At 63.9% G+C, this 15,311-nt stretch carries 11 protein-coding genes; 3 read left to right on the top strand and 8 right to left on the bottom strand.

The window, feature by feature from the left end:
- A complete protein-coding gene (gene gmk / locus P9217_RS03190; protein ID WP_066995702.1) occupies positions 1-675 on the top strand; it encodes a guanylate kinase in 675 nt (224 codons plus the stop codon).
- Positions 676-723: 48 nt separating this feature from the next.
- On the opposite strand, the gene rsmA is transcribed toward gmk, so the two are convergent.
- The 6 genes from rsmA to lptF all read right to left on the bottom strand — a co-directional run bounded on the left by rsmA (position 724) and on the right by lptF (position 8,525).
- Positions 724-1,584: a 16S rRNA (adenine(1518)-N(6)/adenine(1519)-N(6))-dimethyltransferase RsmA gene (gene rsmA, locus P9217_RS03185; protein WP_067330290.1), complete on the bottom strand. Its 861-nt coding sequence runs from the start codon at positions 1,582-1,584 to the stop codon at positions 724-726.
- Positions 1,581-2,615 carry a 4-hydroxythreonine-4-phosphate dehydrogenase PdxA gene (pdxA, locus tag P9217_RS03180; RefSeq protein WP_095823644.1) on the bottom strand — a complete coding sequence of 345 codons (1,035 nt, stop codon included), beginning with the start codon at positions 2,613-2,615 and terminating at the stop codon, positions 1,581-1,583. The genes rsmA and pdxA overlap by 4 nt, the downstream gene beginning before the upstream one ends.
- A gap of 78 nt (positions 2,616-2,693) precedes the next feature.
- Positions 2,694-3,620, bottom strand: coding sequence for a peptidylprolyl isomerase (locus tag P9217_RS03175; RefSeq protein ID WP_066995711.1), 927 nt, complete (start codon positions 3,618-3,620; stop codon positions 2,694-2,696).
- A 206-nt stretch (positions 3,621-3,826) separates the two neighbouring features.
- A complete protein-coding gene (locus tag P9217_RS03170) occupies positions 3,827-6,241 on the bottom strand; it encodes an LPS-assembly protein LptD (RefSeq protein ID WP_066995713.1) in 2,415 nt (804 codons plus the stop codon).
- Positions 6,241-7,323, bottom strand: coding sequence for an LPS export ABC transporter permease LptG (gene lptG, locus P9217_RS03165; protein ID WP_127246208.1), 1,083 nt, complete (start codon positions 7,321-7,323; stop codon positions 6,241-6,243). The genes P9217_RS03170 and lptG overlap by 1 nt, the downstream gene beginning before the upstream one ends.
- 2 nt (positions 7,324-7,325) lie before the next feature.
- Positions 7,326-8,525, bottom strand: a complete 1,200-nt coding sequence (gene lptF, locus P9217_RS03160; RefSeq protein WP_095779171.1) for an LPS export ABC transporter permease LptF — start codon at positions 8,523-8,525, stop codon at positions 7,326-7,328.
- 349 nt (positions 8,526-8,874) lie between these two features.
- Here lptF and P9217_RS03155 point away from each other — a divergent pair, with 349 nt between their 5' ends.
- Positions 8,875-10,401, top strand: a complete 1,527-nt coding sequence (locus P9217_RS03155) for a leucyl aminopeptidase (RefSeq protein WP_278086670.1) — start codon at positions 8,875-8,877, stop codon at positions 10,399-10,401.
- A 7-nt stretch (positions 10,402-10,408) separates the two neighbouring features.
- A complete protein-coding gene (locus P9217_RS03150) occupies positions 10,409-10,858 on the top strand; it encodes a DNA polymerase III subunit chi (protein ID WP_066995722.1) in 450 nt (149 codons plus the stop codon).
- A 193-nt stretch (positions 10,859-11,051) separates the two neighbouring features.
- Here the strand turns inward: P9217_RS03150 and P9217_RS03145 are convergent, their stop codons facing one another.
- Positions 11,052-11,828, bottom strand: a complete 777-nt coding sequence (locus P9217_RS03145) for an OmpA family protein (protein WP_278086671.1) — start codon at positions 11,826-11,828, stop codon at positions 11,052-11,054.
- A gap of 106 nt (positions 11,829-11,934) precedes the next feature.
- Entirely contained in the window at positions 11,935-15,174 is a 3,240-nt protein-coding gene (locus P9217_RS03140; protein ID WP_278086672.1) for a DUF6212 domain-containing protein, read from the bottom strand.
- Between the last annotated feature and the right edge of the window lie 137 nt (positions 15,175-15,311).

Raw genomic sequence — 15,311 nt, 5'->3', positions numbered from 1 at the left:
ATGGTTGCCAAGGAGCCTACGGCCGCCAGGGATCTGGGGTCCCGCATCCGCCGCCGCGGGCTGATGCTGGTGCTGTCGTCGCCGTCGGGCGCCGGCAAGTCGACGATTGCGCGCAATCTTCTGGAAAGCGATTCGAGCCTGGAGCTGTCGGTCTCCGTCACCACCAGGCCGCGTCGCGGCTCGGAGATCGAGGGCGTCCATTATCTTTTCCGCACCATGCGCGAGTTCGAACGGCTGCGCGATTCCGACGCGCTGCTCGAATGGGCCGAGGTGCACGGCAATTTCTATGCGACGCCGCGCGAGCCGGCCGAGGCAGCACTTGCCGAAGGCCGCGACATGCTGTTCGACATCGACTGGCAGGGCGCCCAGCAGCTCAAGGAGAAGATGCGCGCCGACATTGTCTCGATCTTCATCCTGCCGCCTTCGATGAAGGAGTTGAAGGCGCGCCTGAAGCGCCGCGCCGAGGACCAGGAGCAGGTCATCGAGACCAGGCTGAAGAATGCCCGCGTCGAGATCGAGCACTGGAAGGAATATGACTTCGTCATCGTCAACGACGATCTCGACCGCGCCTTTGCCGAGGTGCGTGCAATCGTTACAGCCGAGCGCCTGCGCCGCGACCGTCGGCCGGGCCTGTTCGATTTCATCTCGGGCTTGCTGGACGAGAAGACGGAGTGAGAGGCAGTGCCTCCCCTTCTCCCACAAGGGGAGCAGGAGGCCGGCAGGCTACACCGCGTTCGTCAACCTTACGAACTCTTCCACACTCAGCGTCTCGGCCCGGCGCGTCGGGTCGATGCCGGCGCGAGTGAGCAGGGCTTCTCCGCCCAAGCTCTTCACGCTTTGCCGCAGCATCTTGCGGCGCTGGCCGAAGGCGGCTTCGGTGATGCGGCCCAGCCTCTTGCCGTCGGTGGGCAGGGGAGATGCACGCGGCACCAGATGCACCACCGAGGACGTGACCTTCGGCGGCGGAGTGAAAGCCTGCGGCGGCACGTCGAAGACGATCTTTGCCTCGGTGCGCCAGCCGGCAAGCACGCCGAGCCGGCCATAGGCGCCGCTGCCCGGGCTTGCGGTGATGCGCTCGGCCACCTCGCGCTGGAACATCAGCGTCATCGATTGATAGAAGGGCGGCCAGTCTGCCGTCGTCAGCCAGCGGATCAGAAGCTCCGTGCCGATGTTGTAGGGCAGGTTGGCGGCGATCTTCACCGGGCTGCCGTCCGTCGTGCCGGCAAGCGCGGCAAAATCCGTCTTCAGCGCATCGCCGGGAATGACCTCGAGCCGGCCTGGATAATGGCCGGACACCTGCGCCAACGCTTCTAGACAGCGCTCGTCGCGCTCGATGGCGATCACCCGTTTGGCGCCGTTGAAGAGCAGCGCCCGGGTCAGCCCGCCTGGGCCGGGCCCGACCTCGATCACGGTCGTCTCGCTGAGGTCGCCGGCCGCGCGCGCGATCTTGCTCGTCAGATTGAGGTCGAGCAGGAAGTTCTGGCCGAGCGCTTTCTTCGCCTGCAAACCGTGGCGCTCGATCACCTCGCGCAGTGGCGGCAATCCGTCGATGGTCGTGCGCCCCCCGCTCAAATCGAGCCTCATGCCGCCGCAGTCCGGCGGCCGCTGTCGGCGAGGCGGCGCGCCAGCCTCAGCGCCGCGATCAGGCTGTCGGCGCGTGCAATGCCCCTGCCGGCGATGTCGAACGCCGTGCCGTGGTCCGGCGAGGTGCGGATGAAGGGCAGGCCGAGCGTCACATTGACGGCCTCGTCGAAGCCCAGCGTCTTGGCTGGGATCAGCGCCTGGTCGTGATACATGCAAAGGGCTGCGTCATAGCCGGCGCGTGCCTGCGGATGGAACATCGTGTCGGCCGGCAGCGGCCCGACGGCGTCGATGCCCTCGGCCTGAAGCGCCTCAACGGCAGGCAGGACGATCGACAGATCCTCCGCGCCCATCGCGCCGCCTTCGCCGGCATGCGGATTGAGCCCGGCGATGGCGAGCCTGGGCCGCGCGATGCCGAAGCGGCTCTCGAGGTCGGCCGCGGTGATGCGTCCTGTGGCCACGATCAGCTCGCTCGTCAGAACCTTCGGCACCTCGGCAAGCGCGATGTGGATGGTGACCGGAACGGTGCGCAATTCGGGCCCGGCAAGCAGCATCACCGGCGTCACCTCGGCGCCGGTGTGGCGCGAGGCCAGATGCGCCAGGTATTCGGTGTGGCCGGGAAAGCGAAAGCCGGCGTCGTAGAGCGGCTTCTTGGCGATGGGACAGGTGACCACCGCTGCGGCGCGGCCGGCGAGGCAGTCGGCGACGGCGCGGTCGATCGCTTCGATGGTGCCCGCGGCATTGGCCGAATTCGGCTTTCCGGGACTGTCCAGATGCCGGGCGTAGAGTGGCACGACGGGCAATGCGCGGGGAAAGTGGTGTGCCGCTTGCCCCGGCAAGGTCTCCATGATCGCCACGTTGGCCCCGATCTGACGCGCCCGCGCCTTGATCAGGGCAGGGTCGGCGAGCAGGTAGAAGGGCGGCACGCCGGCGCTGTCGCCCGCCTGCCAGGCGGTGATGGCGATCTCGGGCCCGATGCCGGATGGATCGCCGACGCTGAGCGCCAGCGGCGCGTCGGTCCTACTTGCGCTCATGGCGTCACGTGGGGCGCCATACCTGCTTCGAAGCAGGGCGGGTGGCTCGAGCCTTGTTCTGTCATGCGCCGCAACGGCCTATCGCTCGACGATGGTGGCCTTCTTGCGCAGTTCCTCGACATATTTCTTGCTGAGCTCGTCGGCGTCCTTGTCGTTGCTGCCGCCTTCGGCCTGGAACACCATCTGGGCGGCCTTGTCGTCGGAAACCTCGCGCGAGGAACAGATACCGATGAACTCGACGCCGCGTTCGGTCTCGCGCGTCGGCGTCGCCCCTCCGACCTTGGTCGCCTTGATCTGTTCGGCCCAGTCCGACGGCAATTGCGGCGCCAGCACGCGGCCGAGATCGCGCACCGTGACGTCGATCAGCCCTTTGGCGAATTCGCGCGTGGTGTTGCAGCCGTTGAAGCGGGCACGCATGGCGTCGGCCTCGCGCTTGCGCTTGGCAAGCGTGGCCGAGCGCTCGGAAGCGGGCACCACGAAGATGACCTGCTGCAGCATATATTCCGTGGCGCTCGGCTTGGAGCCGCCCTTGTCGAGCATGCGGCGGACCGCATCCTGCTCAGTCACCGAGCCACCCTCGCCGGAGCGGTAGCGCGCGCCAAGCGCCTGGTTCCAGGCCATCTGCGCGCGGATGAACTCCTTGAAATGCTCCTTGGTGACGCCCGACTGCGCCATGACGGCGTCGAGCTTCGCGAGCGGCATCTTGTTGTTGGAGGCAAAACGCTGATAGGCGGCGTCGACCTGCTGGTCGGTGATGCGGATGCCGAGCCGCTTGGCCTCGGCAAGCCGCAGCGTCTGGTCGATCATTTCCTTGGCCGCGTCGCCTTTCTTGCGCTGCAGCTTGAAGAATGCGGCGCGATGGGCGATGTCGCCGGTGGTGATCGGTATGTTGTTGACGACATATTTGATCTGGCTGGCGAATGCCGGCGGCGTCATTGCCGCGATCGAAACCGAGGTCGCCGCCACCAGCAGCGCGAATCCTGCCGAAAACAGGTATTTCCTCATCTCACCTTCCCAATTCCTATCCGCCACGACGGCGCCGCACGTCCTCCGAACGCATGCGCTATGTGGTCGACCCCATGCCCGTCCTATGCGGCGAAACAATGTCGCCGGCGCATGACCCCGAGAATGGGCCCCACTTTCGAAGGATCACGCGCCAAACCAAGCTTCACGCCAGCGACGGCGCACGCCGTGACCGGCGCTGCCTCCGCTTACTGGATCGTGTCGACGCCGCTGGTCGACGAGCCGAAATCGCCGAGCGTGCGGAACGACAGGTTGAAGCCGATATTCTGCGACACCTCCTTGGTGACCGTATCGCGCGTCTGCGAGAACGTCATCACATAGGTGAAGCAGGAATCGTTATAGGCGAAGCCGACGCCGTCCTTAACCAGGACGCTTGTCTCCAGGTCGTAGGTGCCGGTGCCGAAGACCCGCCAGCTCTCGGCCAGGTGCGTAGAGGCTCCGAGCGTGACCTCGTGGCGGTCCGTGGCGAAGCCGTAGAGCGGCTGCGCCTGGATGAAGGCATATTTGGCGCTGAGCGAAACCGGCAGGCCGGAATAGGCCGCCTTGATCTCCGCGCGCCTGACCTCGAATGTCTGCTCGTCGAACCGGCCGCTGAGCGAGCCGGAGAAGCCGCTCGGGCTGTTGAAGCCGATGAGGCCGACATAGTCGGACTTGGCGGTCTGCAGGCCCGAATAGGCGCCGACATTGACGAGGTCCGGCGCGTCGAAGGAGTTCTCGCCGCCCAGTTGGTAGGATTGGCCGAAGATGGCGTTGGTGCCCCAGCCGTTTCCATAGGCGCCGGAGTAGCGGAAGCCGACATTGGCGCGCGTGCCGCCTTCGATGCGATCGTAGCCGGAGAACTTGTCGCGCTCGAACAGGGTCGTGGCGTCGAAGACGAAGCTCTGCGCGTCCTCGTTCGGAATGGCCAGCCCGCCGACATATTGCTCGTTCGGCCGCACGAAGATCTGCGCTGTCGGTTCCAGGACATGACTGGAGTTCGACATCGAGAACAGGAGTGGCCAGCGCATCTCCAGGCCGAGCGTGGCCATGTAGCGGGCGAGCGAGGAGCGCATGTCGACATCCTCGCCGAGATTCGCCGCCATCTGGTTGACCGCCGCCAGCGATTCGGATGTGGTCGACACATAGCCGGCGTCGCCACGGAAGGCGAGCAGCGGCGTCAGCTGCAGTCCGTCATCGGTGGTGAAGGTGCGCTTCCATTCGGCCTCCGCCGTCAACCGGCTGGACTGGCCCTCGAGGCCGCGCACGTTGTTAATGGAAGTGTCGTCGAGCGGATTGGCCAGCACCGCGTCCAGCCGGTCCCGGCTGATGACGCGCGCATTGACATTGAGCGACAACTGCCCGCCCGCCACCGACATGTCGGGAATATAGGCGTAGTCGAACGACGGCAGCACCCAGGGCTGCTTGGCGGAGCGCGCCGTCGGGTCGCTGGACAGCGTGTCTTCCTGCACCTCGAATCGCATTGCCCTGACGTCGAAATAATTACGGTCGCTCAGGCCCGTCAGATAGATCGACGACTGGTGGACGAGGTCGTTGTAGCCGTCGATGTTATAGGTGCGCGAAAAATTCTTGTCGGTCTGCAGCAGCACGTCCCAGCCGAAGTTCCAGCGCTCGTTGATGGCGAACTGGCCTTTGGTGCCCATCATGCCGCGGAACTTGTTGGGATCGTTTGGCTCTCCCGAATCGACGGTAAAGCGATTGCCCGTGCCGATGAAGGCGTCCGGATCCTGCTGATTGATGCCGGCGATTTTCAGGCTGTATTCGCCATTGTTGAAGCGCTGCCGCCATTCGGCCTCGCCGAGGAAGCCCTGCTTGGTGTAGCCGCTGCCGGTGACGGTCAGGTCATAGGTCGGCGAGAGCGCGAAATAGTAGGGTACTTTGAGGCCGACGCCGAGGTTGTTGTTGTAGACGATGCCGGGGATCAGGAAGCCGCTCTTGCGCTTGACCGTCGGGTCGGCGATCTCGAAGGCTGGCAAATAGGCAAGCGGATAGCCGAAGAACTCGAAATTCGCATTCTCGAACCGAACCGTCTTCTTCTCGCCGTTCCAGATGATCTTCCTCGCCTTGACGCGCCATGTCGGCGCCGAGTCGGGCTTGTCCTCGCAAGGCTCGCAAGCGGTGTAGATGCCGTTGTGGAATGTCGTCAGCACGCCGCCCATGCGTTCGGCGCTTTCGGCGGCGAAATAGGCCTTCTCGACCGTCTCGACGCGCAGCGCGTTGACGAAGCCGTCGGCGAAATCGTCGGTGATGTCGATATGCTCGGAATTGATCTTGGTGCCGTCGCTGTTGATGAGCTCGACGGCGCCGCTGGCGACGAGGCGCTTGGTATCGCGGTTGTACACCACTCGCTGGGCGACGAGCTTGTTGCCGCCATAGTCGATCTGCACGCCGCCGACGGCCGTCACCGTGTGCTTGTCGTTGTCATAGACGAGCGTATCGGCGGCCAGCAGCATCTGTGTGCCGGAGGGAACAGGCTTCGCCGTGATGGTCTGCGCCAGCGCCGGCACCGTCGGTACCACGCAAGCGAACAAACATGCCAAGGCTGTCGCCCCATAAAGGCGTGCCAGGCCGGCCTGCCTATGGCTGCGCAAACCAGCCTCCCTCACTAGCCGTCTTCCTTGTATAGCAGAAAAGTCACCCCGAAGAACATAGCCACGACAACCGGAACCCATGCAGCCACCATTGTAGGCACGAATCCGGCGACCCCGAATGCCTTGACCAGTACCGAAACGACATAAAGCAGAAAGCCGGCCAGGACGCCACCCAGAATCATCGTCGCCGACTGCCCCATCCGCGCAAATCGCATCGAAACTGTTGCCGCAATCAGCGTCATGGCGACGAGGAGGAACGGCAGCGCCACCAGCGAATCAAACTGCATGGCGAAGGCATTTGCCTTGAGGCCGAAGGAGCGGGCAACCTCGATCTTTGCCGGCAGATCGTAGAACGGGATGGTTTCCGGGCGCGCCAGGCGTTCCTGCACGAATTCCGGCTTGAGGTTGGTGGCCACGCGGTCGGAGGTCTCGGCACGGATGTTGCCGTCCTTGAACAGCTTGACGTCCTGCAATTCCCAGTAGCCGTCGCGCAGGAAGGCGCGCGCGGCGTCCTTGCGCTCGACGATGTTGCCCTGCTGGTCGAGGACGAAGAATACCGCGTCCGCCATTTCCAGCCCCTGGTTGAGGATGGCGCGGGCGCCGATGATGGTGTCGCCGGAGTTGGTCTTTTGCCTCAGCCAGGGCGTCGTGTCCTCCGTGACGGCGTTAGACTTGCCGGCGCGCAGCTGGTTTTCCATCTGCTCCGACCAGGAAAAGCCGTGCGCGGCGATCGGGTTGAGCACGCCGACCGACAACAGGCCGAACATCAGCGCGCCGACGCAGCACGGGAACAGGAACTGCCAGGCCGAAACCCCGGCCGAGCGCGCGATGACAAGCTCGTAGCGGCGGTTGAGCGACACCAGCGTTGCCATCGCCGAAAACAGCCCGACGAAAGGCACCGTCTGCAGCATGATCATCGGCATCCTGAGCGCCGAAATGGCGAAGGCGGTGCCGTAGGTGAAGCCCGGCAGTCCGGTCGTGCGGCCCGAGAGTTCGGTGAAATCGATCAGGAACACCAGCGCCAAAAGGCCGAGGAAGAACCAGATGGTGATCGACACGTAGCGGAAGAAGAAATAGCGGCCCAGCGTCCAGCCCATCGTCAGGCTCCCTGGCCGGAGGTGCCGCGCCGGGCGAGCCACAGCTTGAGCGCCGTCCAGCCCTCGCTGACGCGGCCGGCGAGATTCGTCATCCAGTCGGCCCAGGCGGCGGGCAGTTCCATGCTCCGCGACGAGACGATAAACCAGGCGGAGACCGCCGACGCCACGATCGGAACGGCGTAGACCATATAAGCGTAGTACCAGACCTTGTCGGCCTTGCCGGCGGCGAAGAAGCCAAGCCAGCGGACGAAAAGGGCGATTGCGATTGCGGTGATCAGCGGATGGATGCGCGCCTCGCGGTGCGAGCGCGCGTCGCCTGCGACCGCAAGCGCGATCAGCGCGAAGACCAGCGAATAGGACCATTCGGAGAAGCGCTGGTTGACCTCGGCCGTATAGCTGCCCGGATTGCGCTGGTACATCTTGTCGTTGGGATCCGGGTCGAGCAGGTATGGCGTCGTCCGGTCCTTGGGCAGCAGCGTGATCTCGTTCGCCGCCGACATGAAGGCCGACAGGTCGAAGGCGTAGGAGGTGAAACGGATGACGGAAAGGTCGCCGGTCACCGATTTGCGGTTGATGACGCCGTCATTCATCATCAGCACCTTCTCGTCGCCTTTTTCGACGATGCTGCCGGTCTTTGCGTAATAGGTGAGGTTGGCGCCTTCCTCGCGCGAATCGGCGACGAAGATGCCACCGAGCTTGTTGTCGGGGAGCCGTTCGCCGATCTGCAGGAACAGGCCGTCGTCGATCTTACGGAAGGTGCCTTCCTGGATGATCAGTGACAGAAGGTCGGCGCGCGAGGCCGCCACCAGCTGCCGGTTCTTCTGCCTGGCATAGGGATCGACGCCGTTATCGACGGCAAAGGAAAAGACGCTGGCCGCCAGCGCCAGCAGAAGGATCGGCCGCGCGATCGCCCAACGCGAGGCGCCCGCGGCGTTGATCACCGCCAGCTCCGAATCCGTGTTCATGGCGCTCAGCGTCTGCGCCACCGCGACCACAAGCGCGAACGGCACCACGATCGGGACGATCGAGGGGATGATCAGGGCTGCGACTTCGAAGAAGGTCAACGCCGACTGGCCGCTGTCGGTGACCAAGTCGATCTTGGCGAGCACCTGCGTCGTCCACACGATCGCCAGTGTCCACGCCAGCGCCGCCAGGAACATCGCGGTAGCGCGACGCATGATGTAGCGTTCAACGACCTTCATGAAGGCTTTTCTCGATTGTGCCGAACGGCATCATGCCCGCCGACAAGGTAGTCATCCGCCGACGCCTGCACAACCGGGTCCATAGGCGGCTCATCTGGTTTGTCCTCTCCACGCCACGCGCCCGGCGCGGCGGAGTCTCCGCGTCAATGAATAAGAAATGCGAAACATTGATGGTTAACAACAGGTTGCGGCATAAAGCTTGCGTTCCGCCGCGACGAATCCTTGGTTGGTTTCGGCGCCGATATAGACAGCGATTTCGGCCAAAGTCTTGCCAAATGGCCGAAAACGACCAAATGTCGCGCACGCTTAAAAGCCGGTTCGCGGCGCCTCACCCCGGAAGCAGGATCTGATGACTTCGAGACCTTCGATTGCCTTCGCCAAATTCGCCGCGCCCAAAAAAGGCAGCGTCTTCGTGCTTGCGGCCGACGGCGGCGGCCTTGGCGATGCCGCGAAGGCCTGCGACCCGGCTGGCGCATTGGCGCGCGCGTTTCCGGTCGCCGATTTCTCCGGCAAGTTCGCGAGCTCGGTGGAAGTGCTGGCACCGGAGGGAACCTCTGTCGACCGGCTGGTGGCCGCCGGCGCCGGCAAGGTCGCAAGCCTCGACGACTACGCCTGGCTGAAGCTCGGCGGCGCGGTTGCCGCCGCGCTGCGCAAGGCTGTGGAAGTCGCTGTCATCCTCGATCTTCCGGACCTCCAGCCGGACGGCAGGCAGGCGGCGCACCTTGCCGCCGGCATCCTCCTGCGCAGCTACGGCTTCGACAAATACAAGACCAGGAAGGACAAGGAAGACGGCCAATCCGACGCGAAGGGGGCGGAGAGCAAAAAGGCCGAAACCGCAAAGCCGGCCAAGATAACCATCCACTGCGCCGACCCTTCCGCCGCCAAGAAGGCCTTCGCCGCGGAAGAGGCGGTTATCGAAGGCGTGCTGCTTGCGCGCGATCTCGTCAACGAGCCGGCCAATACGCTCGGTCCGGTCGAGTTCGCCGCTCGCGCGAAGGAACTGGAAGGGCTCGGCGTCGAGGTCGAGATCCTCACCGAAAAGGAGATGAAAAGGCTCGGCATGGGCTCGCTGCTTGGCGTCGCGCAGGGCTCGCCGCGTGGCGCCCGCATGGCCGTCATGCAATGGAAGGGCGGCAAGGCCAAGGACGCGCCGATCGCCTTCATCGGCAAGGGCGTCACCTTCGACACGGGCGGCAATTCAATGAAGCCGGCCTCCGGCATGGAGGACATGAAGGGCGACATGGGCGGAGCCGCCGCGGTCACCGGGCTGATCCGTGCGTTGGCCGCCCGCAAGGCCAAGGCCAATATCGTCGGCGTCATCGGCCTGGTCGAGAACGCCGTCGACGGCCATGCTCAACGCCCGGGCGACATCGTCACCTCGATGTCGGGCCAGACGATCGAGGTCTTGAACACCGACGCAGAAGGCCGCTTGGTGCTCGCCGATGCGCTCTGGTACACCAACGATCGCTTCAAGCCGAAATTCATGATCAATCTGGCGACGCTGACCGGCGCCATCATGGTCGCGCTTGGCCAGCACTATGCCGGCCTGTTTTCCAACAATGACGAGCTGGCCGGCAGGCTTTTCGGCGCCGGCCAAGCGACGCAGGAGCGGCTGTGGCGCATGCCGCTTGGCGCCGAATACGACAAGCTGATCGAGTCCAAGAACGCCGACATGAAGAACATCGGCGGCCGCTATGGCGGCGCCATCATCGCCGCGCAGTTCCTGCAGCGTTTCGTCAAGGACACGCCCTGGGCGCATCTCGACATCGCCGGCACCGCGATGGGCGCGCCGGCGAGCGAGATCAACCAGTCCTGGGGCTCCGGCTTTGGCGTACGGCTGCTCGACAGGCTGGTGCGCGACCATTACGAAGGATAAGGCTGTCGTGGCCGACATCCTGTTCTACCACCTGACCGAATCGACGCTTGAGGAAGCCCTGCCGGGCCTGCTCGAGCGCAGTGTCGAGCGCGGCTGGCGCGCGGTCGTGCAGACCGGCACGGAGGAACGGCGGGACGCGCTCGACCAGCATTTGTGGACGTTTCGCGACGACTCCTTCCTCGCGCACGCCACCGACCGCGAAGCCTATCCGGCCGAGCAGCCGATCCTGCTCACCACGGGGGAGGGCAACCCCAACGCTGCCCAGATCCGCTTCCTGGTCGATGGTGCGCACCCGCCCGAGCTTTCGGGCTACGAGCGCGCCGTCTTCCTGTTCGACGGCCACGACGCAGCGCAGCTCGAAGGCGCGCGCAGCCACTGGAAGACGATGAAGGAAGCCGGCCACGCGGTGACCTACTGGCAGCAGACGCCCGACCGTCGCTGGGAGCGCAAGGCGTGAGAGTGATCAGCGGTCGCTGATCGTCGTCTTGTTGATTTTCGTGCTGGGCGGAAGGTCCTTCACCTGTCGGTGGATTTGGCCGGCGATATGCACTTTAACCCCGAAGACAAGTCTTCTTGATTTGCTCGACGGACATTCCCCACCGAGCACGGGTGGCGTTTCAAAGTCGTAACATTCGTCGGCGGCAGGCGCGCTACATCAGCGATGCGGTGGCCATGCGATTTTTGGCGGTATTCGGCTTCTTGTCGCCGACATACTCAACATTCGTATCGATGAGGCGGTCGCTGTCGATGCCAATCGCGGTCATGATGTCCATGATCGCCTTGATCCGTTGCTTGGCCAGGTCCTTGTTCGTCTTTGCCGCATTGGCGCCCGTGATCTCCTTGGCGGCCAATGCCGTCAGTTCCACGTTGCAACGCGTATCCTTGATGCTGTTGGCGAACTTCTCGAGGTCGCGTTTGACCGGGGGTGAAATCACCGAGGATCTGCTGTCGAAGAAGAGGGCGACCTGGGCAGGGCTTCGCTTTTCATACTGCCGGCAGGAGATCCCTTGCTTCGGCAAGGTATACAGGATAGCGCTCCGCGCCTGGTTCTTATCGCTGGCGCTATCGTCGACCCAATGAGAAAGCGCCAGCACCATTTCGGGCTTGACGCCCTGCGCTTTCAAAAACGCGCGTGTGGCGTTCAGCCTTTGGCCGGCAATGCCGTCCGCCTTGTCGTACGCGCCTTCCTTGCTGGCCGTCGCGTAGACCCGGTAGCCGCAATCGCGACCGGCGTCCTTGACGAATGCCGCCAGCCCTTTCGCGGTTTCGTCGGAAATCTTGCTGTCGCCCTTTTTGAACAGGACGCGGTACGAGTTCCACTGGGTGCACTTCGGCCCGACGTCGCGCTCCTGGGCGGCGGCTGTGAAAAATGCGGTACTGACGGGAATGATGAAAAGGCCCAGGACAAGGCCGACAATACTTTTCATTTCTTTGGCGCCCTTCCAAACTGACCCGATCTGTTCTTATCGCACTTCGCACCTCTGATTCGCACCCATGAAAGGTCACGTTCGCGCGATTGGCGGGCTCCCGCCTTCAGTCCCAGACGAGCAGCAATTTGCGCCAGAAGGCGTTGGACGGCATCGGCTTCGAACCGCGCGGCAGTTTGATGGCCAGATAGATGGTCAGCCATTTGCGGTCGATCTCCCGGACGGAAACCTTCAAATCGTGCAACTCGAAAGGTTTCGAAATCCGCGTCCATCCGGAGAATGCCAGCGCGCCGACCGGCGTGTCGTTTTTCCAGACCAGTTTTTCTTCCGGCCGGCCCAGCGCCATGGCGAATTCGAACGGCGAGGCATCCTCGTGGGCGATCTCCACCGTGGCGATGACACTGCGGGCAAAGGTCGGGAAAGTCGAATTGAGGGCGGCGACAACCGGGCCATGGATGCTCGGCCGCAAAAAGATACCGCCATTGTCCCCGGCGACCAGCAATGCCGGCAACTCGGACGGATAGTTCGTTACAAGCGCTGCGCGCTTCAGCTCCTCGCCGGTCAGCCGCCGCATGCGTTGACGTTCTTGCGGCGCGTTGAGACGCGGGTGCTTACCACCGGTCGAAACCACATTTCGGACCTGAATGCTTGAAAAGCCCCCGAGCACCCGAGCGTCCGGCCGATTGCCACCGCATCTGACGGCGAGCAGCAGGTCGCGTCTGCCGGGAGCAGGCGAGTGGACGCCCGTTGCGATCTCGCGTGGTTCGTGCGGGCGGCTGACATCGGCCCAACCGTTCCCGTCGCCATCCTCGAGGAGCCGGGCGAGCTGGTCAAAGGTCTGGTTTTCCGCGTCCACGATCGCGATCTGGAACTGCGCCGGTCCGGTCAGTGCCTCATCGAGATAGACCCAGCAGCTGGCGCTGATCGTCCCCGCCGGACAGACGCCCTTCAGCAGCGCCATTGAGACGGTGCCGGCGGTGGCTTGGACAAACAGCTGGTCCGGCGACTGCTCGACATAGCTCAAGAGATCCGCATCGGCAGCCGGATGCGAGCCAACATAGGCGCGGCGCAGGGCTTCGACCGGGAGGTAGCGCTCGCTGTAGAGCGAGGAATGGAGTTCCGGCACTGTTTCTTCAGCGGCGGCGTTGAGCAGTTCGACGACGCCCAGCGTGAAGTCGGACCGTCCGGCGTGAGCGAGCAGCGAAATGGCCGTATCGGCCCTGCCTTCTCGCGCCGCAATCTCGGCCAGCAACTGCACTGCGTCCGCGGAGTTGGGGGAGGCTGCGCTCAGCCGCAGATACCGTTCGTCCTTGACGCGCAGTTCAAGGTTCCAGAGGTTGAGGTCCTTCTCATGATCGGCAGTGTTCGAGCTGATGCCGAGCTGCACGAACATGTCGGTGTGCGCGAACTTGTGCTTTCGAAACACATCGATGATCGGCCGGCGATTCCTCAGCCACTCGGCATTGCGGTTCATGCCGGCCGGCGAAGACCGGTACCAGTACAGCGGCTCCGGCACGGTGGCGATTTCCAGACCCGCGAGATCGGCGCGCAGGAAGAATTCCCAATCGCTCGCCGAAAAGCCGCGCTCCTCGTTGAGGTAGCCAACCTTGTCGAACACCTCGCGCCGGAACATCGCGTTGGCGTCGCCATACGGATTGGTAATCAGCGCGATGTCCGGCGGACCGCCGACCGGAAAGTAGAGCATATAGCCGCTCTTGGTGTCCGGCGGCACGAAAGGCTCGTTGAGCCATTTGGCGAAAGTCGTGCAGATATCGGCGCCGGACTTTTGCATGCCGGCCACGAACGTGCTGACCGCGTTGGGGAAGAGAGCGTTGTCGTCGTCCAGGAACAGGATAAAGGACCCCTTGGCGGCGCGAATACCGGTGTTGCGCGCTTTGCCGAGGAAGCCGTTCTTCTGCCGGATGATCCGCCAGCCGCGCTGCTCGAACTCGGGCTCGATGTCATTGAGCAGCCGAATTGCATCCGGATCCGTGCTGCCGTCATCGACGACGATCAGTTCGATATTGGGGTAGTCCTGGCGCCGGACCGAGGCAATCGCCTGCGGCAACAGCCGCGCCCGATTGTAGTGCGCCGTGATGATGGATACCAGCGGCGGTCGGCTGCGGTTCCGGCTTGGGCCGTCGGCTCTGGCCGGATGTCGGCACAATTTGACGTGCAGTTTGCTCCAGGCCTTCTCGCGCGCTTCCCGGTCAAGCAACGGTTTTGCCGGACCGAACGAGCGGCTCTCGAGCACGGATTGGATCTTGGCCGCGATCGCGGAGGGGGATGCCTCCACCATGACCGCCTCGGCGGACTCCGGCTGAAGCAGCCCGCGCATGCTGCCGACGTCCGTCGTGACGAACGGGATCTTCTCGTCAAGGCAAGTCACCACATCCAGCGGGAGCTGCGCGGCCGAGTGCGTGATTGCCACCAGCGCATGGCTTTGCCGCAGGTAACGAAAGATCTCGGGCTCGTCCCGGATGGGCAGCAGTTTCAGCTTGAAGGGCCAATGCCGGGCGCGCCGCAGGATCATGCCGCCCGAATGTTCGCCGAGCACATGACCAAATGCGCCGACGATCGTCACGGCCAGGTCCGTCACGCCAATCTCGGCCAGGCGATCCAGTGCGTCGCAAAACAGCGTCAGTCCGCTTCGCGTCTTGGTGCCCGAGAAATGAACCACCTCGGCGGCCGGTTTTTCCCGGGGCCGGTAGTGATCGACGGCGAAGTTCGAACGCCACTCCTCCGGCTGCAACGGCGTCGCGATGTGCTGGCTGGCCGGCAGTCTCCACCCCGCCTTGGTCATCCAGTCGAGCAGGAACTGGCCTGTGACGACGAGATGGTCGCAGGTCTCGGCGGAGGTCCTCTCCATATGGGCGACGGTCATCTGCTCCTTGCGTTCGATCGCCCTGGCGTTAGCCTCCAGATCCCACATGAGCGGCCCATGCGCGAGCACCACGAGGATGGGAGGGTCGGCAAAGACACCCGTGCGCTTGGCGACGGTGGGGAAATGCGCCAGCCCGCCTTCAAGCGCGAAATAGACGACATCGAAGGGGTTCTGTTTGAGGTAGTGGTAGACGGCTACGGAATTCTTGTCGCTGGACTCCAGGCCACGCAGCAATTCGGGTGACCGCGGCAGCAGCTCGAGGCGCACCAGGAAATTATCGAAGCTCCATTTGGCGAGCCTGTCGATCTCCTGCTCGTCGGGCTGGCTGCCGAGCGGGCTCGGCACCCATAGCAGCGTGACCGTGTCGCCGATTTTCGCCAGATGCTGCGCCAGCGCATACGTCGCCGACCCTGGATCAGCGGTAACCGTAGAGCCGAACTCGACTTCGGAAACGACACACACCCTGCGGGGTTTGTGGCTTGACTGCCGCTTAGGCGTAGAGATTGCGCCCGTCTTCGAACCAACCTTCAATCGGTCCCCCTCGATCCTCAGCCGCAGCAGTCTTGCCAACAGGTGGATAACACTTTGATAATCGTCTG

This window comes from Mesorhizobium sp. WSM4989 (genome assembly GCF_029625795.1).
Taxonomy (GTDB): Bacteria; Pseudomonadota; Alphaproteobacteria; order Rhizobiales; family Rhizobiaceae; genus Mesorhizobium.
The sequence above is the reverse complement of the archived record's forward strand: the minus strand, read 5'-3'. Positions and strand labels throughout refer to the sequence as shown.

Bases quoted from the DNA above. Each gene is read 5' to 3' on its own strand.
- gmk (WP_066995702.1), top strand. From the start codon at position 1: ATGGTTGCCAAGGAGCCTACGGCCGCCAGGGATCTGGGGTCCCGCATC.
- rsmA (WP_067330290.1), bottom strand. From the start codon at position 1,584: ATGAGGCTCGATTTGAGCGGGGGGCGCACGACCATCGACGGATTGCCG.
- pdxA (WP_095823644.1), bottom strand. From the start codon at position 2,615: ATGAGCGCAAGTAGGACCGACGCGCCGCTGGCGCTCAGCGTCGGCGAT.
- P9217_RS03175 (WP_066995711.1), bottom strand. From the start codon at position 3,620: ATGAGGAAATACCTGTTTTCGGCAGGATTCGCGCTGCTGGTGGCGGCG.
- lptG (WP_127246208.1), bottom strand. From the start codon at position 7,323: ATGGGCTGGACGCTGGGCCGCTATTTCTTCTTCCGCTACGTGTCGATC.
- lptF (WP_095779171.1), bottom strand. From the start codon at position 8,525: ATGAAGGTCGTTGAACGCTACATCATGCGTCGCGCTACCGCGATGTTC.
- P9217_RS03155 (WP_278086670.1), top strand. From the start codon at position 8,875: ATGACTTCGAGACCTTCGATTGCCTTCGCCAAATTCGCCGCGCCCAAA.
- P9217_RS03145 (WP_278086671.1), bottom strand. From the start codon at position 11,828: ATGAAAAGTATTGTCGGCCTTGTCCTGGGCCTTTTCATCATTCCCGTC.